This window comes from Terrisphaera buseokensis, from assembly GCF_047521145.2.
Taxonomy (GTDB): domain Bacteria; phylum Verrucomicrobiota; class Verrucomicrobiia; order Opitutales; family Opitutaceae; genus ER46.
Map to the genome: position 1 here is coordinate 1,339,791 of NZ_CM134186.1, position 23,248 is coordinate 1,363,038.

Here is a 23,248-nt window from a genome sequence, read left to right on the forward strand (position 1 = left end):
TCCGCGCGGGCTCGCCGTTGCCCCGCACGTACTCCCGCACGAAATCGCGCGAACATGGCGAGGTACCACTACTCATTTTGCAGCGGAAGAGGCCTCAAAGGACAGCAATCCGAGCAACTCTGCGCTAAGTTTCTGCCAGTCCTGATCCAGCCTGACAGAGACTACGCGAATGCGGTGGCCATGCAGGTGCACGTATTCGTCGAAGGGTTCGTCGACTGTCGCGTAGAGTAACATCCCGCGAGCCGTTTCCCATCCCGGCTGCCGCTCCTGATTCTTTAGATAAGTGAAGAGCTGATAGAGATGGCCGGAGATGAAGCTCGTTTTCTCGTAGTGAGTCCGCAGCGGCATCGAATAGAATTTGCAGTCGACGATGACTTTCTCGTTAGACGCCTCCAGGCAGATATCGGTCCGCATGGAGGGGAGTAATTGCAGTCCCCCGGGACTGCTTTGGCTTTCATCCAGCGCCCATGCGACCTGAGGGCTGCTCACCCGATACCTCGACTGCTCCTTTGCGAAAAAAATCCGAACGAATTGCTCGAACAATTCACCCATTCGAGCCTCGTCTCGCAGGAAATCGCGAAAGCGTTCCTGCCCCGCTGTCGTGCTGGGCAACAATTGCCGATGGATGAACTCGCAAACATCCAGCACGAAACGGTAGTGTCGCATGTTCCGATGCAGTTGCACGTGACGAAATGCGCGCGACTCCAGTCGCAAAGCCGAAAAGGGCTCGAAATAACCGAGCACATCTCGCAGCTGCGCTCGTAGCTCGGCCTTCACTCCATGGTTCCCGAGCATTAGCACCAGCGTCGCCCGAATGATTTGATTCGGCAGGATATCAGCACTGAGTTCGTCGAACTCGCACGTGCGGGCCAGTGACCCGATGGCGGGCCTTCGCAGCTCTTCCGTCAGCAGAATCTTTCCCCGCGGCAAGGCGCGTCGTTCACGCATCACCAGGTAGTCGCGATGCACGCCGCGCTTCACCACCTGCTGCGTGCTGCGGATCAGCACTGTCGCAAAGAGGTCCCAAATACGGTCGCACCCCTCCGTGCGCACGTCCGCGTAGTGCTTCTCTTGGAGGTGATCCAGCGCGTAGCACAGCAGGAAGTAGATGTTCTGGATCGGGATCTTTTCGACACTCACGCGAGCAGCTTCCGGATTTCCGCGATCTCGTTTTCCGCCAGCTGCTGGCGCTCCGATCTTTCCATCCAATACTCCTCTAGCAGCGGCCGAAGGTCATACTCCAGCACGCTTTCGACCCATGCCTTCGGATCGGACATTCCGTGCGGCGGGCAAAGATAGCTGTGACCAATGCAGAAGCCTTCCCCCAGATCAGCGCTGTCCTGGCGGATTTTCTCATTCAGTCGCTGCACACATCCGATGAGAACTTCGGCCAGCGCGAGCGGCACATTGTTTTCCACGAGGTGGGATTTGAATTTGGCCGACCCGATTTCGGGACGCAGCGAAACAAACGCGAACCGCCGGCGCAGCGCGTAATCGACCATGGCAAGAGACCGGTCGGCTGTATTCATCAGCCCGATGAGGTGCACATTCGGCGGCACGAAAAATTTTGGGGTGCCCGGATCGTCGTAGGCCAGCGGCATGGCAAAGCGCTTGTCCCGTTTGTCGGCCTCGATGAGCATCATCAGTTCACCGAGGATTTTGCTCAGATTGCCACGATTGATCTCGTCGATGATGAATACCCACCGCCGGTGTGGGTCCTCGGCCGCGCGCTCGCAAAACGAAAGGAAAACCCCCTTCCGCGGCACAAACGCCCCGGTCGGGGTCGGGCGCAGACCCTGGATGAACTCCTCGTAGCCGTAAGACTGGTGAAACTGCACCATTTGCACGCGCGACGGATCCACTTTCCCCATCAGCGCAGCCGCGAGCGTTTGCGCGACGAATGTTTTCCCCACGCCCGGTGGCCCCTGCAGAATCACATTCTTCTTCCGCTCCAATTGGTCCAGGATTCCGTCGAATTGCTGCTCGGGCATGAAGAGGCGTCGCAACGCCGCAGCCCGATCGAAATCCTCGAGCTCAATTGTCGGTGCCGCCACCGGATCGGAAATACCCGACGTTTCGTCGAAGGTGATGCCATACAATTCCCGGACCAAGTCCGGCTCGCCGAGCGCCGCCAACATCCGTTTCACGAAGTCTGGATAAGGCGTAATACTCGTGAGCGTCTTCACCGTCATCGTGCCGTCGAATTCGACGACGCCGTGCCGCAGCCACTGGACTTTTCGCAGATGGTGATATTCCTCGCGCTCGGAGCGGTGCAGGTAGTCAGACGTGACCCTGCCGACTCCAAGCAGTTTATAGCGGCCTTGCTTAGCTATGACGATGTCGCCTGGTGCCATTACATGCGCAAACTCCCAGCAGCAACGAGCATCGTTGTAGCGTCTGCCGTCCGATGGCTCCTGCGCTTTCATCGCGGCTTCGATCGCGGCCTGCGAGCGGTATCCGTTGAGGTCGCCGAGCGAGTCCCAACCGATGCCGACGATGCCCTCGCGGTAAAAATCTTCCCACAGGCGTCCCTTTTCTCCCGGCGCTATCTGCCAGATATTTTTGGCCCGAATGGTCACGGCCGGCGTCGGTGCAATGGGCGCCACAGGCTCGCTCACGAAAGGCGCATCGTCCTTAGCTGGCTCCGTAGCTTGATCGTAACTCTCGCACAATGCCCACATGAACGACTGCACGTCGACCCAATCGGCCGGTTGCTTGGCCGCGGCGACATCCCAAAATGCACGGCCAAACCGGATGATCTGGTTGTAGCTACTTGGTGTGGGACGCCCGGATTCCAGATTCCAGCCGACTTTCTCCGCGAGATTGCGATAGTATCTGATTTTGACCGGGAAGTAATCCGATGGCCGCAGCGCCCACAACAAGAGGGAGATAGTATCCCACGCCGCGTCGAGTCGGTGCCGCGCGAGCGTATTGAAAACCGGAAGTAGTGTGTCGAAGCCCGCGTAGGGCACCTCCGTGGCGCCCATAAATGTGTCCAAGACGTCCGCCAGCACTTCAGGTCGGTCCGAGCCAATGCTGGGCCGCCACGACTGAAAACTGACGATGTTAAGCGCTCCGACGGACTTCATCGCGATGTCGAAGGCCGCACGAGCATCGCCAGCCTTAAGTAACCGCTTCATTTCGTCGCGGCCGCCCAACTCGGCAAACTTCTGAAGTCCCCTTCGCTTGTAGGTGGTCTCTTCAGTCGGAAACGCCTCTCCTGGGTGAGAGAAATCTTTGAAGTCAGGATATCTCTCCACAAAAGCGGCCCAAAGTTTGGCCTTGGTGGCTTCGTCTACTTCGAACGGAATGTCTCCATCCGTCTCGCAATGTCGCCAGGCGTTGTGTGATTCCTGGACGAAATCAGAGGAGAGCAGGCTCCGCACGCCGTTCAAGACGGTGTCGAGTGATGCCTTGTCCGTAACTTCGACCCAAACGTTTTTCGCTTTGAGATACTGCACCGTCGTCGCCGTGATAGGGAGACACTCGGTTGGCGCCACCCAGAAGAGGCCGGTCGTGAGTTTGCCAACGCCGATGGTGTGGATTGCGAGGCAGCGCTCAAAAAGCTGAGGTGAAACTGCCGCCCATTTCTGTTCAATCACGGTGCGGGCCAGCTTCCATAGCGCGGGAATGTCGTCGGGAGATCGGCGGTAGAGAAACGGAAAGAACCAGGCATTCTGAGGATGGAGAATCGGTATGCCGTCGAAGTCTCGCGGCAGCGGAGACTGGAGCCCCCACTTCTCTTTTAGATACGCCCAATTCTTCACCCGGTTCTGCGCGGTGAGCGAACGGTTGAAGACGGCAAAAAAAGTGAACGGATCGATCTCCGCCAGCGGCGCCTGAGAGTCCTCCGTCGGACGATCCGTAAGAGGAACCACGTTGAGACCTTGTCGCTCCATGTCGGAAAGCAACGCGATCAGCTCCGATTGCTTGGTCTCGAAGTCGAGAAGCCGTTTAGCAGCTTCTATATGGAGGGGGAGCCAAGAAAACATGAGGAAGAGATCTGACAGGGTGGCGGGCTTGGTGCTACGGCCGCTGGAGACTGCCGTAATCTATCATGAGGTGCTGGCCGCTTTGTGAAAGAAAGCGCATTCGCCCATTGGGGCCAAGTCCGAGATAAACAAGCAGCCCGAGCGTCAAGCCCGCGTCGAGCTTGCGATGGTCGGAAACAGTAATTAGCCAAGGCACGCCCGGCGGTGTCGCGAGCAACGCGTTCGCAATCTTTTCCTGGGTCGCTGGCGCGACGCGGTCGACGTTGGGAACGATGAGGGCGACACGTGAAAGTGTAAGCGTGGGCGGCGACAAAGTATGCAAGAGATCGCGCCACCGGTCGGGCGTCATGTCGCCAGTCCGGATGACGATCGTCCCGACGTTCAAGGTCTGCTCCGCCAACGTGCGGGCCTCTTCGAGGGCGTTGTCACCGGACGCAAAGCAGATGCCGCGAACCGGGGCCGGCTGGTCGAAGAATGGCGACGGGAAAAGCGTAGAGCGAAAAAAGCTCGCTAGGCAATCCGCGCCATAACCAATAGTTTGGCGTTCGAAAACCTTCATCTGGGAATCGGACGCTCGTATCGCGTATGGGATGATAAACCGAGCAGTGCTTCGACCTGACCTGCTGCCCGCATCACCTGATAAAGATCGAGCGCATCGATGGTGATGTGCTGGCTCACGAAATTAGCCAGGTAGGTTTGTGACTTCGATTCTAAGCCATTCCGCTGGGCCACCAGATAGGCCACCGATTCGGCCTCAAGTTCGGCCTGGGCATGCTCAGGCCGTGGCCGGTGAGGGATGTTCAAGATCTTGTCTGACCCTAAATGACCTAGGAACAGGTGCGCCAATTCATGAGCGATCGTGACGAATTGGGCTGCGGCGGCGTGATTCCTGTTGACGTGCATCCGGTAGGTCCCGGCTTTCTTTTCGACAGGTCGGGTGAGTAACCGAATTGCGCCGGCACTGGCGTCACCGCCATCGAAGGCCAGACACTCAATATGTTTCGCTTTCATCAACGCGATGAATGCAGGAATGCGCTCCGCGGTAATCGCTCCGCGGGCGAAAAAGGTGTCAACGTCCTGCGGTAGCGGAGGGCCCTCCGTGTCCTGCACATCATAGACCAGCGCCACTGGGCCGAATGGCCATAGGATCAGGAGCGGACGTGCTCTTTCTTTCGGTTTCCGCTGAAATAGCCCCGCCCAATCGTGGGCGGATGCTGCGTAAGTTAGTCCCGGCTTCTGCATGTGCAAAAGCATCGCGTTGAAAGGGGCGAAATTCCTCAAACGCGCCGTGAATTCCAGCACTTCCATGTAGTCCTTGCTCGACTTGTAGAGGCGAGAATCGTCGATCAGCTGGTCGAGTAAAGAACGGGCAACCTCTTCATCAAAAAGCTCGGTTTGCGTCGCCATGAGTTGGGGTCGTGCTGAAATCGGGCGTTCGAAATCCTTACGGCTTTGAGGGCGCAGCGACAGCCGCCGCGGCACTACTGCTGGCCGGTCTACTGTAGATCAACCGGAGAAATTCGGCGCGCTCGTGCTGGGTGAGCACTTCTTGTCGCACGCATGCCTTGTGAACCGCTGCCTCCAGCTCGGCTACGGCGAAGAGGGCGTCCTCGATTTCTTTGCGGAAGGAGGCGATCGATTCTGAGTGACTGAGCGGGTTCAACACCCAACTCAGTGAATGTCGGATGGCTTCCTGTAGATGGACATCCGCAACCTTGGCGGCATGCGGTCGAGGGCGAAGGGCGTATGTGACGCCACCTTTCTGGAAGGTTTTGGGTGGAGGCAGTTCGGCGACATCGTGGGCCAGCAGGCTCGACCATAGATCGTTCGCTTTCACCGTGCGCGGGTTGGTCGAGAATGGCACTTTCACCGCGAGAGTCACGCAGGCGTGTTTCAGGACTTCCTCGAACTTGGTGCGGACGTGGACGGCGGCTGCTTTGACATGGCCTTGCACGAGGAAATCGATGGCCCAGCCGAGATGATCTTGGTCCTGCCGCAGGAGCGGTTGCTCATAGTCGCCGACTTGCTGCGTGAAAAGTTCGTGGTGAATCCAGCCGTTGTTGAGCTGCTGCCGGGCGATTTCATACCAGGAGCGGTCGTGGGTGAGGAGCAGGACCTGCCACGACGAAAAACGCTCCCGCAAAATCCTGAGCAGCGGCAACCGGTGCGCCATGTCGAGACTGAGCAACACGTCGTCGAGGATGAGCAGACGCGGATAGGTCGTTCCATCGCCCCGCTTCGGCGGGATACTTCGGGCCATGCCGGCAAGGTAGAGGCAGAGGCCGATGGCGGTGACGCGGGCTTCGTTGAGAAATTCCGATGGCGTCTTCAACGGATCGCCGCCGCGTTCGCGCATTCGTAAGCGGATTGAGCCGAGGTGAAATTTGCTGCGGCGTCGCCGGCTCGAGTCGTAGCCGGCACCCGACCCCCAACTCAATTCCATGGTCGTCCAAGGGACGAAAGCTGCGAGTAGCTCGTTTGCGTGTTTTTCCAACTCGGGTAAGAATCCCTGCAGTGATTCGTTATACGTTTTGATCTCCGAGAGAAGGCGTTCGAGTGCGAACCGTGTGTAGGTTCCGCGGGTCGGCTCTTTTTCCGCTGCCGTAGAAATCCTGTCCCACGCCTGCCCAAAAGTTTCGTTGCTGGCTCCGCGTTGGCAGCCGGGCAGAATGTCTTCGACCAGCGCGCGGAAGATTTCATAATTTAGGCTGCGTAGGAGCGGGCGGGCACAAAGCAGCGCGAAAATTCTCCCCCGCCAGTTCCAGGAGGAGGGCGAGTTTCTGCGGCGTTTCCTTCGAGACGAGATGATTGGCGCCACCGGCCACGCAGCGCGCGCGTTCGCGCGGCGAATTGCTTAGCGTGAAGACCACCGCCGTGCACGCGGGGCGCGCACGCTTGGCGAGTCGCAGGACCGCGAGACCATCGCCGTCGCGCAGATGCCAGTCGAGGATTAGCAAATCCGGCTGCACCCGCGGGAACAGCGCCATCGCCTCTCGAGCGCTCGGGGCATAGCCCGCGAGCTCCAGCGCTGGAACCTTGCGGATCATCACGGCCAGCAGCTCCTGCCAGTCCTCTGAGTCTTCGACCACGAGGACGCGGCAACGAAGCAGGGACGGAGAGAATGGCTCTCCACGGGATACCGGACCATCTCGCGTCGGCGGAATCGGCTGGGCACCGAATCCCACCGTGAATAGGGTTCTGTTTTGCATCGCCTATTCTACTCGCTGCCGCTGCAGCCGACCAATGCCGGTTGCGTTGCACCCCTATGCTGATTTCGTGGGGCCATGCTCGATCCGTTGTCACTGCGTTATTTCGCAGTTGTCGCTAGCGCAGGCACCGTGAGCAGCGCAGCACGGCGGCTGCACGCTTCTCAGCCCTCGGTCAGTCGTCGGATTCATCAGCTCGAAAGTGAACTGGATGCTTCGTTGTTTGAACGTACTCCCAAAGGCATGACGCTGACTGCCGCCGGTCGAGCGGTGCTCGCATATACCGATGAAATGTTGCGCCTGACAGACCAAGTGCGGCATACAGCGCAAAACGTGCTCGGGACTGACACGAACGTCGTGCGCATCGGCCTCTATCCGGCAGCTGCGCCGGTTTTTGTCTCTGTACTTCACCGATTGCGGCGAATTGCGCCCTGGCTCGATGTGCAGCCGACGGTGGACAAACCAGCGGCACTTCTCGATGCGCTGCGGAAAAACGCGATCGATATCGCTCTGCCGGGTTATGCGAAGCCTGAGTTGTTAAGCGAATTCGCGGGGATCAAAGTTACGAGCGTCAGACTCCTGTATGTGCTGTGGGAAGGTCATCCCTTGGCCGAACGCAAGCGACTCCGACTAGGCGACCTACACGGTGAAAAATTCATCGTCCTCCACGAATTGGATTTTCCCGGCTGCCACGCCCTGGTGGTGGAGCTTTGCCGTCAGGCAGGATTTAGAGCGAGTATCGCGGCTGAAGCCCGCGATATGGCGGACGCAGTTGCGTTGGTCGCGGCGCGACGCGGCATCACCTTGTTGCCGCCTTCTGCACTGGTAGGGCCGCTCGTTAGGGCAGTGCGCCTGTTACCATGTGAGACCCGTGTAGATTGGTTTGCTTTTTGGAACGACACCAACGGCAACCCTAACCTCGCGACCGTCATCCGAACGTTGCGGCGAGCCAAGCCTGCTCATTGGCCGGGAAAGCAGCTAGTAGCGGATTGAGAATTCCCGACCCCGGGCACTCTCGCTGAAGTAGATGGACGCGACGGGCGAACCCTTGCCGTCCGGCCGGCGATACTCCATTTCCGCAACGCTCCCATGTCTTTGCTACTCCGTTCCGGACCTGCATCGCGAACAACGCGATCGGCCGTTGCTCGCACTGTTTTTTGTGCCGCCTTCGGCGCATTGCTGGCGCTCATGGCCGCCGCCCGATCCGCCGCCGCCACGCCGGCTCAACCCCGGCCGAACGTGCTCTTTATCCTGATCGACGATCACGCGGCCAATCTCACGAGCGTGCGCAACGAGTCGCCGGTGCGGACGCCGAACTTCGAGCGGCTGGCCGCCCGGGGCGCCTGGTTCGAACGCGCCTACTGCGACGCGCCGGTGTGCGCCGCTTCGCGCAACGCCTTTCTCACCGGCGTGCACGCCGCGAAGTCCGGCGTCTACTATAACAGCCAGGCCGGCCGCCGGACCACGGCGCCGATCGCGAAGGCGATCACGCTGCAGCGGCACTTTCTCGACCACGGTTATCTCACGGCCGGCTACGGCAAGATCGCGCACACCGGCTATCAGGACGATTACCTCGCAGACTACACGCCGGGCTACTTCAAGGGCCACGGGGTAAAGAGGTACGTCACGTACATCGACACTGACCTCCTCCGCTTCGTGCTGCCCGACACCGTCCGGATTCCGGATCCGAAGTACCTTCCCACTCGATTCGCTGCCTTGCCGGATGACTGGGATCGCGACGATCCGACGAAGTTTCAACAGGACACCGAGCAGGCCGAGCGGGCGGTGACGTTCCTGCGGCAGAAGCACGACGGACCGTTCTTTCTCTCGGTGGGATTCTGGCGTCCGCATTCCGAGCGCATCGTGCCGAAGCGCTACTTCGACCTGTATCCGCTCGATGCGATCACGCTGCCGCCGGGTTACCGGCCCGATGACCTCGACGACGTGCCGGCACCGGGCCGCTGGCGCGCCACCGCCCAGGGGACGCATGCCGCCGTCGTGAACGCCGGCCTGCTGCGCGAGTATCTGCGTTCCTATTACGCCGCCACCACGTACGTGGACGAACAGGTGGGCCGCGTCCTGAACGCCCTCGAGGCGAGCCCCTACGCGTCGAATACGCTCGTCGTGTTCGCGAGCGACAACGGCTACAACGCCGGGGAGAAAAACCTCTGGGCCAAATTCGCGCTGTGGGATCAGACGTGCCGTGTGGTGTTCGGCATTTCGGGACCCGGCATTCGGCCGCAATCCTGTCCAACGCCGGTCAGCCTGATCGACATCTACCCGACGCTGGTGACGTTCTGCGGCCTCCCGCCGCCCGGCAGCCACACGCTCGATGGCGTCGACCTTTCACCGATTCTCCGGGGTGAACGCAGTGAACGCGGCCAACCGGTGCTCTCGACCTATGGGCTCGCGAATCACTCGATCCGCGACGGGCGTTTCCGTTACATCCGGTACCGCAATGGCGACGAAGAGCTCTACGATCACGAGGGCGATCGCTACGAGTGGACGAACCTAGCCTCGGATCCGCGCTACGCCGACATCAAGACGCGGCTCGCGCGCGCGTTGCCCACGGTCGATGCCCCGGAAGTCGAGCCGGCGCGTCCCTGGGACGGATCCGAACTCAACGCCGCGGCGTTCGAGAAGTTCGCCCCCGGAACGAAATTGTAAACTCCTGGAATGGGCACGAACGCGCCCGCCTCAACCCGCTGAAGTTCAGGTCACCGGTCGTCTCCGCGCCCCACGCCGCTACGAGAAGGGTAATCCAAGGAAAATAAGAGATTTACGGCGCCGGTTAGACAGCGCCCGAGCTGCTGGGACGGACGGCACAGGCGCGGTGACAACCCACACTCGGGCGGTAACGATCGGCACGGCCACCGTTACGACCGACACTGTCACGGTGACGCCCGACACGAGCGCAGCAACGGTCACCACGAGCGCTGCGACGTCCGACCCGGGCGTTGTGACGTTCGACACAGGCACTGCAACGGACGACACGGGTGCTGCAACGCCCGACACGGACGTTGTGATGTTCGACGCGGCTGCTGCAACGGCCGACAGAGGTGCTGCAACGTTCAACCCGGGCGTTGCAAGGGCCGGCACTCGCGCTGTGACGAGCGACCCGAACGCAAAGTGGCTCGCCGCCGAGGCGATGAGGCTCGGCCGACCCGCTGCAACGAACGCCACAACGCCTGCGACGCGCGCCCCAGCGGCGGCGAACGCCGGCATCCGCGCTGTGACAGCCGGCGCAATCACGGTGGAAACCCCGCACGGTCGCCCGGAGGTCAGCGTTGGCCCGTCTCGCTACCATAACGGGCTCGGGCCGCTCGCTGCTGATTGAACTACCGAAGCCCCGTGGCCGGGCATGGACGTAATTGTTGGCTGACCGACAAGCACCACTCCGCGGCAACTGCAATCGCAGTTGATGAAGCAGAGAGACTGCGTGACGCTCTTCAAGATTGCTCTCGTGCCGCGTTTGACTGAAGCAGCGGACGCTTGTTGCTGACGTCACCCCAGACTCGCTCACCAAGGCCTGCACGAGCCCGCACTTTTCCCATGTCCACTCCCCGTGTCGTCGAAATCCTCTCCCATTTAGTACGGATCAACAGCGTGAATCCGGCCTATGGCGGGCCCGGCGAGGGCGAACTGGGTGGCTGGGTGCGGAGCTTTTTTGCAGCCCGGGGAATTGGGGTCCGCGAACAGGAGGTGTGGCCGGGACGAGACAATATCGTGGCGTGTCTTCCCGGGCGGGACCGCGCCCGGCGCGTGATTTTGGAGGCGCACCTGGATACCGTGTCGGTGCAAGGGATGACGATTGCGCCCTTTGAACCCCGCATCGCCGACGGCAGGCTCTATGGTCGCGGCGCCTGCGACACCAAGGGCGGGCTCGCTGCCATGATGCATGCAGTCGCCGGAGTGCGGGCGGACGGACTCGTGCCGCCCTGCGATGTCTGGCTCGCGGCGGTGGTGGACGAGGAATTTTCCTTTCGCGGTGTGACCCGGCTATGCGAAGGGCTCACGGCCCAGGCGGCCATCGTCGCGGAGCCGACCTCACTCCGCGCCGTCGTCGCGAGCAAGGGTGTGCTGCGCTGGCGCATTCGCGTTCAGGGCAAGGCGGCGCACAGCGGTAAACCGCATCTTGGCATCAACGCGATCAATCACATGGCGCGCGTGATCCTCGCCTTGGAGGACGACCATCACCGGCTCGCGGGCAAACTGCATCGGCTGCTCGGTCCCGCGACGTGCAATGTGGGCGTCATTCACGGCGGCGTGCAGGTAAATTTTGTGCCCGACGACTGCGTGATCGAAGTGGATCGGCGATTGTTGCCGGGAGAGAAGCCGGCGGCCGTCCTTGCGCACTACCAAAGTCTGATTGCCGCGCTGCAGGCGCGGCACGCCACGCTGCAGGCGATCATGGAGCCGCCGATGTTGACGGACGAACCGTTGGAGACCGCGGTTGAATCCGAAGTCGTGCGGCTCGCCACCACGCTGTTGGCGGAACGCGGGCTCGACGGAGAACCCTGCGGCGTGCCGTTCGGCAGCGACGCCAGCAAGCTCTCGCGCCAGGGGGTGCCGAGCATCGTCTTCGGTCCGGGCTCGATCGACCAGGCGCACGGCGCCGTCGAGTACGTCGATCTCGCGGAAGTGGAAACGGCCGCGGCTTTCTATCGCGACTTCATCCTGCGCTTTCAGTGAACGCTCCCGTCCTTCCCTCCCGTGTCACATCGCGTCGTGATTTCCTGCGGGCGGCGGCCGTGGCTGGCGCGATGAGCCAGGTCCGCGGCCAGCCGGCCCCAGCGAACGAGCGTGGGTTCATCGATGCGCACGCCCACGTGTGGACGCCCGACACGCAAGCCTACCCGAGAGCCGCGGCGTTCGCGGGCAAGAAGGAGGTGTCGCCGCGTAGTTTCACGCCGGAGGAACTCATGGCCCACTGCCGGCCGGAAGGCGTCGCGCGGGTGGTGCTGATCCAGATGAGTTTTTATCAGTATGATAACCGCTACATGCTCGACGCCATCGCGGCGCGACCGAGCGATTTTCGCGGCGTGGCGGTGGTGGACGAGACGTCGCCGGGGGTGGTGGCCACGATGCAACACCTCGCGGGCCAGGGCGTCCGCGGTTTTCGGTTGTACGCCGACAAGGCGCGGGCGGAAACGTGGGGCGACTCTGCCGGGATGAAAGCCATGTGGACGTACGCCGCCGACGCCGGACTGGCGATATGTCCGCTGGCGAATCCGGATGCGTTGCCGGCGGTGCAGCGGATGTGCGCGCGCTTTCCGCGGACCCGCGTGGTGCTGGATCATTTTGCCCGCGTGGGCGGCAGCGGGGTCATCGTCCCGGACGATCTCGATCGCCTCTGCCGACTCGCCGACTTCGAACACACGCACGTGAAAGTCTCCGCCTTTTATGCGCTGGGGGCGAAGCAGCCGCCTTACACCGACCTCGCTCCCATGATTCGCCGGGTGCGCGATGCGTTTGGCGCCGCTCGTCTCATGTGGGCGAGCGATTGCCCGTTTCAGGTCGAGGCCGGCCGCACGTATCGCGACTCCATTGTCCTGGTTCGCGATCGGATCGATTTCCTGACCGCGGAGGAGCGGACGTGGCTGCTGCGCCGGACGGCAGAGAAGCTCTTCTTCAGCTAACTTTGATCCGCGCGCCCTAGGGCAATCTAAGAAAAAGTGTATCCGGTGGTTGATGTAGGCGGGGTGCCCTCACCCCGCGGATTGGTAGGATCGAATCGACCCGCGGGGTGAGGGCACCCCGCCCACAGCGGCTACAGTTCAACTGAAACGGCTCTAGGCGAGCGCGGCGGCCAGCGATGCGAGCACGCGGTCGATATCCGCGGACGTATTGTAACCGTGTACGGCAATCCGGATACGTCCGGCGTTGTGCATGACGTGCACGGCTTCGCGTTCGAGCGCGGCGTGAATCTCGGCGCTGCGTTCGTGGCGGAAGGCCACGATGCCGGTCGGATTCCGCGGCTGCCACGCGCACAGCGGTTGCAGGCCGAGGGCACGCAGGCCCGACTCGACGCGGGCCGTGAGCGGATTCGCGTGCGCGGCGATGGCGGCGATGCCGACCCCTTCGAGGTAGCGCAGCGATGCGTTGAGCGCATACAGCGCGGCAAAGCTGGGCATGCCCACGGCAAAGCTCGCCGCGCCACTCTTCGGCACCGCGCGTTCAAAGCGATCCGAGGCAAAGGCATTCTCCAGATGCAACCAGCCGCCCGCACGCGTGGTGAGCCGCGCTGCGCCCGCGGCCGGCACGCCGACGATGCAGCCGCCATGCACGCCCAGCGTCCACTTGTGCGTGCTCGAGATGACGATATCGGCCCCGGCACATTCCAACTCCACGCGGCCGAACGCCTGCGTGATGTCGGCGGAGATGAGCGCGCGCGGGGCCAGCCGGCGCACGGTGTGAAGAAAGGGCATCCAGTCGATGCGATGGCCGTTGTAGAAGCTGACCAGCGACACCTGGACGAGCCGCGTGTCTTCGCTCAACAACGGCGCCAGATCGTCGACCTGCAGGGCGCCTTCGCGCGCGCGCCAGAGCTGGACGCTTGGCGCCGGTCGGGCCCGCAGCCAGGGCGTGGCGCCCGCCGGGAAGTCGAGGTCCGTGACGACGACCTCATCGGCGGAACCCAACGCGAGGGCCGATGCGAGCAGATTGTACGCTTCGGAGCTGCAGGAGCAGAACGCGACCTCCGCGGGTTGCATGCCCAGCAGGCGCGCGCTGACGTCGCGGCAGGCTTCCAGCGCCGCGAAGTGCTGCTCGCGTCCTTTCATCCCGCGGATCTTGTCCGCGTAGTAACGCTGCAGCGCGTCACCGACGCATTGAGGCGGGATGCTCTCCGCGGCGGTGTTGAGATAGGTCATGGCCGTCAGCGACGGAAAATCGCGGCGACGGGAAATTTCGGTCAACATGATGAAAGGGGGTTACGCCCGGGAAACCGGGAGCGCGGGCGTCGCGTCGCGTTGCCACAGCAGCTTCATGGCGATCACGCCGATCCAAGGCGCGAGGCCGGCCAGCACGAGGCCCGCGTCGTAGCTGTGGGTGCGGTCTACGATCAATCCGAACACACTGTGCAGCGGTGACGTGATGGACCACACCCACAATCCCAGCAGGCCGGTGAGCCGGCCCACGTGGGCGGCCGAAATTTCCTGCACGAAACTGTAGTAGCAGGGAAACATCGCCAGCGCACCCGCACCCACGAGGAGCAGCACGGCCAGCAGCGGCCAGCCTTTTTCCAACCACGGGATCAGCACGCTCAGCGACGTCAGGAGGCAGGCTCCGAGATAGACCGTTCGGCGCGCGTCATGCGGCGTGACGCCGCGGCGCTTCGTCAGCCACAGCGTGAGGCCGCCCGCCAGCAGGCAGCCGACATCGGTCGCGATGAAGTAAAGGGAGTTGAAGTTCAGCGCGAACTCCTCGCCGTAGCCCCGGCCGGTTTGCAGGAACTTCATCAGCCAGGCGCGATAGATATGCCAGACGGTCTGCGCGCCCATGATCAGCAGGGCTGCGGCCCAAAAACGCCGGTGACGCAGAAAGCTCCACCACGCGGGCGGCGCGACCACCGCAGCGGGCGCCACCGGGGGAGCCGGGGCGAGATCGCTTCGTCGCAACAGGAGGAACCACGCCGCCACCCACAGCAGTCCGACGGTACCGACCACCACGAACGTCGATCGCCACGAACTCGGGTCATCCGTCAACAACAGGCGCATGACCTGCGGCGTGATGATCGCGCCAATCGACGCTCCGCTTTGCAGGATGCTGTTGCCCATCGTGCGATCCTTTTCCGTCAGGAGCGCGAGACTGGTCTTCAAGGCGCACGGCCAGTGCCCGGCCTCGAAGAAACCCAGCAATGTCCGGCAAATGAGTAGGCCGGCGAAGTCGTGGGTGAAGCCAGTCATCATGCCGGCGACGGACCACGCTCCGAGGATTGCCGGGTAGAGCCAGTAGACGGGAAACTTGTCCGCGAGAAAGCCGAAGACGACCGAGCCCGCGGCGAACGCCCACCCGAAGGCGAGTTCGAGGTGGCCGTATTGAACGCCGCTCAGTCCGAGCTCGGCCGTGATTCGCACCGACGCGCTGCCGAGCGTCACGCGATCCATGTAATTGATGGTCGTGGCGAGCAACAGCACGCCGGTGATCCACCATTTCCACGACGGAGGGCGCGGGACGTTCAAGATGGGATCGACACGGTCGTTGGGGCGTCTGCCTCGCGCTGGCGTCAAGGGTTCTGCAGGCGAATCACGACCGTCTGCAGGTTGCCGGTAAAGCGAAATGGGATCTGGTAGTTGGAACTGACGGGCGAGCCGAACTGCCGCCCGACTCCCAGAGTGTCGGCCGGCCAGAAGTGCGTGATCTTACCCTCGCCGGCCGGTTGCCCGTTGAGGAAGAATCGGCCGGTGCCACCGCCCCACGGTTCCTTGGCCTCGCGCGTGTAGGTGTAGACCGCCTCCACTTTTCCTGCCGGCACGGGCACGCTGGAGATGAGGGTGTCACGGCTGCGGCCGAAGAAGTTGCTTTCGTAGACGAGCCGGCCGTCCTTGACGTAGAACGCGAATCCGCCGTAGCGACCGCCCTGTGCAATCAGAATGCCTTCGGCTTTTCCGGGAGTGGCGTCGAAGGTCGCCGTGAGGCGATGAGAGCCGGTCAGTTTCGGCACCGACCAACCGGGCAGGCGGGGCATGTCGGGATAATAGACAAACTCTGTCTTGCCCTGCAGCGGATCGGGTCGCCCCTGAATCGCCGCGGCGTTGGGCCCCCAGCCGAGGGTCGTCGGGCGTCCCTCGAAGGGATAGAGCTGTCCCGTCTTGGCGGATACGAGGGGGAAGACTCGGTTGGCCTCCGCTTCGCGATTGAAGAGCGCCTTCAACGCGGCGAGTTTCTCCGGGTGCTGCGCCGCGAGGTCCCGGGCCTGGCTGAAATCCTCGTCGAGGTGGTAGAGTTCCCAGCGATCGCGGTCGTAGTCGTCGGTGCGCCCGCTGACGTCCCACGGCAACGCATGCAGCGCGCTGGCGAGCCAGCCGTCCTCATAAATGGCGCGGTTGCCGGCGACCTCGAAGTACTGCACGCGGTGCGTCGACGGAGCCTTGGCATCATCGAAACTCGAAACGAAGCTGGTCCCATCAAGCGCCTCCTGGGGAACGCCGTCGATTTCCGCCGGGGCCGTGATGCCGATGGCTTCGTAGAGCGTGGGAGCAATGTCGTTCACGTGCGTGAATTGCGTGCGCAAGCCGCCCCGGTCCTTGATCCGCGCCGGCCACGAGACGATGAGCGGGTTGCGCAGGGCGCCGAGATGAGACGCGACCTGCTTCACCCACTTGAACGGCGTGTTCGTTGACCAGCCCCATGCGGAAGGATGATGGTTGTACACGAGCGGCCCGCCGAGGTCGTCGAATGTTTCACTGTACTCAGCCAGCGTCCGGGGCGGCACGCCCACGGAAACCGAATTGTCATAGGTGCCCTCCATGCCGCCCTCGCCACTGGCGCCGTTGTCGCCCGTGACGTAGAGCACGAGGGTATTGTCGCCCTGTGGGCTCTGACGCACGACCTGCAGCAACCGACCGATCTCGTGGTCGGTGTGCGCGAGAAAGCCGGCGTAGACTTCCTCCTGGCGGGCATGCAGCCGTTTCTGCGCTGCCGACAGCGAATCCCAGGCGGGCAGTTCCGGCGGTCGCGGCGTGAGGACGGTGTCGGCGGGAATCACCCCGAGTTTTTTCTGCCGGGCGAAGGTCTCTTCCCGCACCTTGTCCCAGCCCTGATCGAACTTGCCGCGGTAACGCGCGATCCACTCCGGCGGCGCGTGCATCGGAGCGTGCGTGGCGCCGGGGGCGAAGTACATGAACCAGGGTTTCTGGGGCGACGTGACGTCATGGACCCGCAGCCAGCGAATCGCCTCGTCCACGATGTCGGTGGTGAAATGATAGCCTTCCGCCGGTGTCTTGGGCGCCTCCACCGGGGTCGTGTTGCGGTAGAGCGGCGGCTCGTACTGGTTCACATCGCCCTGGATGAAACCGTAGTAGTAGTTGAAACCGAGCCCGGTCGGCCACCGGTCGAAAGGTCCGGAGGGATTCATCTCCCAGCTCGGTGTATTGTGCCACTTGCCGAACGCGGCCGTGTTGTAGCCGTTGCGACGCAGCACCTCGGGGATCAGCGCGTGCTTTTTGCGCAGGACCGAATCGTAGCCGGGAAAACCCGCGGCCCACGGTGCGATGGTCCCGAACCCGACGCGGTGATGGTTGCGGCCGGCGAGCAGCGCGGCGCGGGTCGGCGAACAAATTCCGACCACATGAAACCGGTTGTAACGCAGGCCCTCGGCGGCGAGCTGGTCGAGCACGGGCGTCGCCGCCACGCCGCCGAAGGTGCCCATGGCGCTGAAGCCGACATCGTCGAGCAGGATCAACAGGACATTCGGCGCGCCGCGTGGAGCGGTCGGACGGCGGGGCCAGTCGGGCTTGGAGTCATTTGCCACCTGGCTGATCTTGCCGCGAAAATCATCTTCGCCCGACGAAGCGGTGGAGGGAACGGCCGCCGCGGACAGCAGACCGGCGGTGACGAGAAAGACGAGAGCGACAGCGGCGGGTGCTTTCACGGTGCGAGGCGATCAATCAAAACGTCCCGCGCAGTCCCAGCGCGAGGGATACGCCGTATTCGGAACGGCGCCACTGGCGGGCGTACTCCGGCGTGAGCGTCCCGTAGCGCAGAATGGTCTGGGGCACGTTGAAAACGTTGTTCACATTCGCGACGAGCGAGAACCGGCGGTGCAGCTGAAAGGAAGCGTTCAGATCGAGATTGGTCCGCGCCTTGAAGAACTCGAAACCGCCGGGACCGTAGAGCGGCTGCGCCACGCGGGTGTCCCGGCCGCGATAGTTCCATTTCGCGACGAACGTGAAGCGGCTGCGGTTGAACGAAAATCCCCAGTTGCCCGTCTTTGGAATGAACGTGCTGAACGAGGCCTCGCCGCTTCCTTCCAGGTTGAGTTTGGTGGCGTTCGCGAAGACGGCGAAGTGCCGGCCCCATGAGCCGAGCGCGCGCAACGATTGACGAAGGTTGAACTCGACGCCGCGGATCTGGGCGTCGCCGGAGTTGAACTTGGTGACGAGGTTCCAGCCGACATACCGGGGATCGAGGCCGATGAGTTCCAGATCGGCCGCGGTCGCCAGTCGGACGGAGTCGCCAAAGAAGTTTTTGATGTCCTTCAGGAACACGCCCGCGCTCAACACGCCGCCGCTGGCGTTGTAGTATTCGGCCGACAAGTCGAAGTTATCCGCGGTCCACGGCTTGAGCGCGGTGTTGCGGACGGTGATCGACCCTTTCGCAATCGTCGGATCGGCCGCCTGCTCCGCCCCGAGCTCGAATTCGTTGATCGTGGCGCTCGGAATGATGTCGGTGAAGGCCGGCCGGCCATAGGTCTTCGCATACGCCGCGCGGACCAGCAGGTTTTCCCGTACCTCATACGAGACGTGAAGGCTCGGGTAGTAGCCATCATACGTCCGGTTCGCCCGGTAGGCGCGCTCCGTCCGGGTCAGTCGCAACTCCTCCATCGAGCCGACGGCGCCTGCCTCCGTCCCTCGAATCCGGGCCCCCTGGGCGTTGCGGGCAAACGTGCCATCCGGGTTTTGGACAAACACCGCGTTCGGATTGAAGAGCATGCCCTGGCCCTCGTCCGTGGTCTTTTCCATGCGCACGCCCGTGAGAATCCGGAGGCGGTTGCCGATGAACTTGGCCTCGGCCTGTAAGTAGAGCGCGGATACCGCTTCCTCGATGTACTCGGAATTCGCGATGCGGAAGGTCTCGGCGGCGACCACCTGGGCCGCCGTCTGGCTGAAGAGGCTCGGCCGAGCCTGTTGTGCGCTCCAAGCCCGGCTGGGCGAGATCCAGGGCACATTCCGGAAGCCGTAGTTGGAGTCCTGGTTGATGTAGCGCTGCATCAGATACGGCGTCGCGGTTTCAACGGTGCTGGCGATGCCGTCCGGGCCGTTGTGCGTCCAGGTGAGGCTGCGCCGCCGCGCATCGAGCGTTTGGATGCGGTGTGTTCCGCCGATTTGCAGCGAGGCGGGAAAGGGCAGGAAGCCGAGGGTGCGGCGCAGACTCAGATTGGCCGAATCGATGCCGCTCTGGTGGTTGACCGGAGTATCCGTCGCCGAGGTCACCGTGTAGTTGGCGATGTTGTACACGTCGACCGGATCGTTGTTCGCCGCGAACGTCTGGATGATTCCGGGCCGAATCGCGTTGATGCCGGCAAACGACACGCGCACCGGATTGATGAGCGTCGCCGCCAATCCGCCGAACGCCCCGTTCTCGGCATTGGCGCGGTAGATCTCCGAATCCGAATGGCTGAGTCCCGCCTCAATGCGCCACGTGCCGTCGTCGAGCCGGTAGTTCAGCCCAATGGTCGTGCCGCCGCCGCCGTAGGTTTGGGCGCCGCCATTCATCGTCACCGAGCCGCGCCCGGTGGCACCCGTGACGAAATCGGGACCGAAGCTGAAGGGCGTGCCCGTGGCGGGCGTCGGCGTGCCGACCGTGCCGGGACTGAAGGTCCAGGTGAGCGCGCCGATGTAATTCTTGTAGCGGCTCCACTGACTGTTGAGCGTGAGGACGGAGTGCCGCGTCACCCGCCAGTCGGCGTTCAACCCGAAGGTCGTGCGGCGCTGGGTGCGGGGCGAGTCGATGACCGCGTACGACTGCAGGTACGGACGGTCGAACGAGGCCCCGGTGGCAGTGCCCGCGCCGGAATAGGTCAGCGTGGTGTGCTGCTGTTCGTTGAACCGGTTGCTCTGCATTCCCGCCAGGACGATGCCAAAGTTTTTCGTGATCGGCAGCGTGTAGTCGAAATCGAAGCCGACCATGGTCTTCATCGTGTCGTGGTCGCCATTCGAGTGCGGCGTTTTCTTGAAGGTCAGGTTGCCGCTGCTGCTGGCGAGACTGAGGCCGAGGCGGAGTTCGGGCTTGCTGCGTTCAAATGCGCTCTTGCTCACCATGTTCACCGAACCGGCGAGCGAGTCGGCCGGCGACGACGGCGTCGGCACCTTCGTGACCTCGACGCGGGAAACATCGTTCATCGCCATCGTGTTGATGTTGAAATCGCGGCCGCCGCCGGCGACGCCGCCAACGAAGAACGCACTGACCATCGGTGCCCCGTTGCTCGTGAACGACGTCAGGCCGCTGCCCAGGCCGCGGACGGAGATGCCGATCATCTCCACGCCGCTGTACTCGCCGGACACTCCGGGCAGGAGCTTGATGAACTCACCGACATTGCTGCCGAGGATGTCGCCCTGGGCGTCGGTTGAGACGACGTTCTTGATGTTGGGCGCAAACCGCTGCTCGTTGACGGCGATCGCGTTGGCGTCGGTGTCCTTGTCCGACCCGACCACGAATGGGTTGATGCGAACGACGTTCGGATCGGCGCCGTAACGTGTGACGCTCGTCAATCCGATGTCCTGATTCAGGTTTTCGTCGCCCTTCAGCGCCAGCGGCAGTCGCTGCACATCCAGATCCGTATAGAACACCTCGAGGGTGACTGTCCCTGCGGGCACGTTCACCAGTTGGTATGCGCCCGACTGATCGGTGAAGGCGACGAGGCCGGTGCCTTGCACGGTCACCCGCGCGTTGTTGAGGTACTGGCCGGTGACGGCGTTTTGCACGCGACCGGAAATGCTGCCGGTGCTGCGCGCCGCGGCGGTTTCGGCGGCGCGGACGAAGGGTTGCGTCAAATCGGACGCAAGTCCGAGCAACGTCAGGGCCAGAAGCAGGCGACGGTTCATTTTCATGTGGGCAACGCGTTCAGTTATTCCGTGCGGCTGGGGTGCGCCGTACGCCGGGATAATAGCGGCATTCGGCGCTCCGACCATGCAACCGTGTCCCGGAACTTCTGCGATTTTGTCCCAGCTGAAGCGGGACGCCGCGCCCACGCGCCCGATCGCAGCGCGGTGACCGACGCGACGGCTACAGCACCTTGATCCGGATCGCGCGATACCAGACGGGCTCGCGATGATCCTGGAAGCCGATGGGACCGACGCGCGCCATGTCCCGGTAGGCGGTGTTGAATTTGTTGCGCGTGCCGTCCGGGTTTTTGTGCGGCTCGGTCCAGCGATCGAGATCCATGTCCACGATCCGTTCACCGTTGAGGATCACGCCAATCCTGCTGCCCTGGCAGGTGATCGTCATGCGATTCCATTCTCCCGGGGCCTTGATCGGATTCTTCGCTGGCACCACGCAATCGTACACGGCACCGCAGAGGCCGGCCTAGCGTGGGCTGGGGCCGTACGAATCGTTCACGTCGATCTCGATCGAATGTTGCAGCCAGTTGACGGTGTCGCTCGACCGCAGGAAGACGCCGCTGTTGCTGCCGGCTTCTAGCCGGAATTCGAGGTCGAGGATGAAGTCCCGGTACGCGGCCTTGGTCCAGATGTGGCCGGGCCCCTGGCGCGCGAGTATGCCCTTTTCGAATACCCAGCTACCCGGCGTCAAACTCGCGTTCGAGAGGTCGGAGGCGAACAGATCGCGCCAGCCGTCGCGCGCGTCGATTGTCGGATGGCTCGTCAATGGCAGCGGCGGCAACCCGGCGACGGTGGACGTCGCGAGTCCGGCGAGGACGAGCAGGAGGGCGATGCGGCAGGAGCGAGACGGCTGGGGCTTCATGGGTCTTGGCCTTGCAGCACTCACAGGCTCCAGCCCGGACGATACGCGTAGTGGAGGAGTTCGTTGGCCTCGGGCCGGTTCGTGATGAGCATGCGATCGCGATCCCACCGGAGTTTGCCGCCGCCAAGGCGAACGCAGATCAGGCCCAGGAGGAGGCTCTCAGTGAGGTTCGCCGCGAAGTCGAAATGGGAGCGGGTGGGCGACCCGGTTTTGCAGGCGTCGACCCATTCGCGATGGTGACCGACGGAACGCGGCAGGGTGCGGGCGGGCGGGCGGAAATCGCGCATGCGCGATTCAGGGATCAGCCGGGGACTGCGCCCGCCCCAGCCTTCCACGAGGAGTTTGCCGCCGTCGCCGACAAAGAGGATGCCGTCCTCCGGATTCAAGGTGCGCTCGTCCTCCAGTTCGTCGGGCCGCTCGGGCAGGATGCCGCCGTCATACCAATGCACCTTCACCGGCGGACGTTTTCCGTGAGCGGGAAAATTGTAGTGAATGGAGCAGGCCAGCGGACAGGTTTCGGGAAACACCGGCGTCGACGACGCGTGCACGCTCGTGGGTGCCGTGAGATCGAGGGCGGAAAAAACCGGGGCGAGATTGTGCACGCCCATGTCGCCGAGGCCGCCGGTGCCAAAGTCCCACCATGCGCGCCATTTGAACTTCGCCCACTCGGAATGATACGGACGCTGCGGGGCGGGTCCGAGCCACAGATCCCAGTCGAGCGTCGCCGGCACGGTCTGGCTGTCGGTCGGCCGATGCGTGCCTTGCGGCCACCGGACCGGCAGCTTGCCACGGGACGTGGGGCGGTCCGACCAGACGTGCACTTCGCGCACCGTCCCGATCGCACCGGCGGTGATCCACTCGTTGATCAGTCGGTTGCCCTCGAACTCCATCCCCTGGTTGCCCATTTGCGTGGCGACGCCGGCGGCGCGCGCCGAGGCGGCGATCGCGCGGGCTTCGTGGATGGTGTGCGTGAGTGGCTTCTCGCAGTACACGCCCAGGCCGCGCTTGAGCGCTGCCATCGTGATGACGGCGTGATTGTGGTCGGGCACGGAGATGACCACGGCGTCGAGCGCCGACTCCCGGGCGAACATGTCGCGAAAATCCCGGTAGCGGGCGGCGTCGGGAAACTGTTTCGCGGCCATATCGAGGTGCGCCGAGTCGACATCGCAGAGTGCGCTGATGCTGACGTCGGTGAACTTCGTAAACTCGCCGAGGTTGGAGCCTCCCCGTCCGGTCACACCGACAAAACCCACCCGGAGTTTCTCACCCGGTGCTCGTGAGCGCGCCGCGCCCGCGGCTGTTCCCGGTGCGAGCGCCAGGCCCGCGGCGGCCAGGGCTCCCGCGTGGACGAACTGGCGTCGGGTGAGCGGTGAGGAGGAAGGTGATGGAGTGTCCATGGTCTTTGGG

At 63.1% G+C, this 23,248-nt stretch carries 15 protein-coding genes and 1 pseudogene; 4 read left to right on the plus strand and 12 right to left on the minus strand.

Annotation, left to right across the window (positions count from 1 at the left end):
• Positions 1-72 precede the first annotated feature (72 nt).
• The 6 genes from ACLJEU_RS04830 to ACLJEU_RS04855 form a co-directional block, all read right to left on the minus strand.
• Positions 73-1,140 (minus strand): 5-methylcytosine restriction system specificity protein McrC, encoded by a 1,068-nt coding sequence (locus tag ACLJEU_RS04830; protein WP_414660698.1) that lies wholly within the window; start codon positions 1,138-1,140, stop codon positions 73-75.
• Positions 1,137-3,992, minus strand: a complete 2,856-nt coding sequence (locus ACLJEU_RS04835; protein WP_414660697.1) for an AAA family ATPase — start codon at positions 3,990-3,992, stop codon at positions 1,137-1,139. The genes ACLJEU_RS04830 and ACLJEU_RS04835 overlap by 4 nt, the downstream gene beginning before the upstream one ends.
• 34 nt (positions 3,993-4,026) lie before the next feature.
• On the minus strand, positions 4,027-4,551 hold the full coding sequence (locus ACLJEU_RS04840; RefSeq protein ID WP_414660696.1) for a hypothetical protein: 525 nt from the start codon (positions 4,549-4,551) through the stop codon (positions 4,027-4,029).
• Positions 4,548-5,399: an ImmA/IrrE family metallo-endopeptidase gene (locus tag ACLJEU_RS04845; protein WP_414660695.1), complete on the minus strand. Its 852-nt coding sequence runs from the start codon at positions 5,397-5,399 to the stop codon at positions 4,548-4,550. The genes ACLJEU_RS04840 and ACLJEU_RS04845 overlap by 4 nt, the downstream gene beginning before the upstream one ends.
• Before the next feature lie 37 nt (positions 5,400-5,436).
• Positions 5,437-6,348, minus strand: coding sequence for a hypothetical protein (locus ACLJEU_RS04850; RefSeq protein WP_414660694.1), 912 nt, complete (start codon positions 6,346-6,348; stop codon positions 5,437-5,439).
• A gap of 340 nt (positions 6,349-6,688) precedes the next feature.
• On the minus strand, positions 6,689-7,201 hold the full coding sequence (locus tag ACLJEU_RS04855; protein WP_414660693.1) for a response regulator: 513 nt from the start codon (positions 7,199-7,201) through the stop codon (positions 6,689-6,691).
• Between the two features lie 75 nt (positions 7,202-7,276).
• Here ACLJEU_RS04855 and ACLJEU_RS04860 point away from each other — a divergent pair, with 75 nt between their 5' ends.
• The 4 genes from ACLJEU_RS04860 (at position 7,277) to ACLJEU_RS04875 (ending at position 12,837) form a co-directional block, all read left to right on the plus strand.
• Positions 7,277-8,191 carry a LysR family transcriptional regulator gene (locus ACLJEU_RS04860; RefSeq protein WP_414660692.1) on the plus strand — a complete coding sequence of 305 codons (915 nt, stop codon included), beginning with the start codon at positions 7,277-7,279 and terminating at the stop codon, positions 8,189-8,191.
• Positions 8,192-8,386: 195 nt separating this feature from the next.
• Positions 8,387-9,865 carry a sulfatase gene (locus tag ACLJEU_RS04865; protein WP_414660691.1) on the plus strand — a complete coding sequence of 493 codons (1,479 nt, stop codon included), beginning with the start codon at positions 8,387-8,389 and terminating at the stop codon, positions 9,863-9,865.
• A gap of 885 nt (positions 9,866-10,750) precedes the next feature.
• Complete coding sequence (locus ACLJEU_RS04870; protein ID WP_414660690.1) at positions 10,751-11,890, plus strand: M20 family metallopeptidase; 1,140 nt, start codon at positions 10,751-10,753, stop codon at positions 11,888-11,890.
• A complete protein-coding gene (locus ACLJEU_RS04875) occupies positions 11,887-12,837 on the plus strand; it encodes an amidohydrolase family protein (protein WP_414660689.1) in 951 nt (316 codons plus the stop codon). The genes ACLJEU_RS04870 and ACLJEU_RS04875 overlap by 4 nt, the downstream gene beginning before the upstream one ends.
• Before the next feature lie 153 nt (positions 12,838-12,990).
• Here the strand turns inward: ACLJEU_RS04875 and ACLJEU_RS04880 are convergent, their stop codons facing one another.
• The 6 genes and pseudogenes from ACLJEU_RS04880 to ACLJEU_RS04905 form a co-directional block, all read right to left on the minus strand.
• Positions 12,991-14,118: an aminotransferase class V-fold PLP-dependent enzyme gene (locus tag ACLJEU_RS04880; protein WP_414660688.1), complete on the minus strand. Its 1,128-nt coding sequence runs from the start codon at positions 14,116-14,118 to the stop codon at positions 12,991-12,993.
• 12 nt (positions 14,119-14,130) lie between these two features.
• On the minus strand, positions 14,131-15,381 hold the full coding sequence (locus tag ACLJEU_RS04885) for an MFS transporter (RefSeq protein ID WP_414660687.1): 1,251 nt from the start codon (positions 15,379-15,381) through the stop codon (positions 14,131-14,133).
• Positions 15,382-15,425: 44 nt separating this feature from the next.
• Positions 15,426-17,792 carry an arylsulfatase gene (locus tag ACLJEU_RS04890; RefSeq protein ID WP_414660686.1) on the minus strand — a complete coding sequence of 789 codons (2,367 nt, stop codon included), beginning with the start codon at positions 17,790-17,792 and terminating at the stop codon, positions 15,426-15,428.
• Between the two features lie 16 nt (positions 17,793-17,808).
• Positions 17,809-20,970 carry a TonB-dependent receptor domain-containing protein gene (locus ACLJEU_RS04895; protein ID WP_414660685.1) on the minus strand — a complete coding sequence of 1,054 codons (3,162 nt, stop codon included), beginning with the start codon at positions 20,968-20,970 and terminating at the stop codon, positions 17,809-17,811.
• A 175-nt stretch (positions 20,971-21,145) separates the two neighbouring features.
• A pseudogene (locus ACLJEU_RS04900) lies at positions 21,146-21,841 on the minus strand (3-keto-disaccharide hydrolase).
• A 20-nt stretch (positions 21,842-21,861) separates the two neighbouring features.
• Positions 21,862-23,238 carry a Gfo/Idh/MocA family protein gene (locus tag ACLJEU_RS04905; protein ID WP_414660684.1) on the minus strand — a complete coding sequence of 459 codons (1,377 nt, stop codon included), beginning with the start codon at positions 23,236-23,238 and terminating at the stop codon, positions 21,862-21,864.
• Positions 23,239-23,248: the final 10 nt, after the last annotated feature.